Origin of the sequence: Shewanella sp. AS16 (genome assembly GCF_021412365.1) — a bacterium.
Lineage (GTDB): Bacteria > Pseudomonadota > Gammaproteobacteria > Enterobacterales > Shewanellaceae > Shewanella > Shewanella salipaludis.
This window is the reverse complement of sequence record NZ_JAKCLK010000199.1, coordinates 1-300: the sequence shown is the minus strand read 5'-3', so window position 1 is coordinate 300 and position 300 is coordinate 1. Positions and strand designations below refer to the sequence as shown.

General features: G+C 49.7%; 1 protein-coding gene. It reads right to left on the bottom strand.

Going from position 1 to position 300, the window contains the following annotated elements:
* On the bottom strand, positions 1 to 300 hold a 300-nt coding region (locus LZP73_RS19980), incomplete at both ends, for a methyltransferase domain-containing protein (protein WP_326490374.1).

The window sequence follows — 300 nt, the reverse complement described above, 5'->3', positions numbered from 1 at the left end:
AATAAAATGCGATCGAACTGTTGCTCACCACACCATTGGGAAGGGTAACGGCCATCACCTTGTTTTACGGTTGCCTTCATACCAAGGCGTTTTAAATTGTCGTAAACGCGAGAGAGGCGCTGCTCATCAATATCGACCGCCAGAACTTGCGCCTCTGGAGCAACCTCAAGAATATGCGTTGTTTTACCGCCTGGGGCGGCGCAAAGATCCAGAATGTGTTCACCATTTTGTGGAGCAAGCCAGGTCATGCAACCTTGTGCTGAAGCATCCTGAACGGTAACCCATCCTTCTTCAAAACCG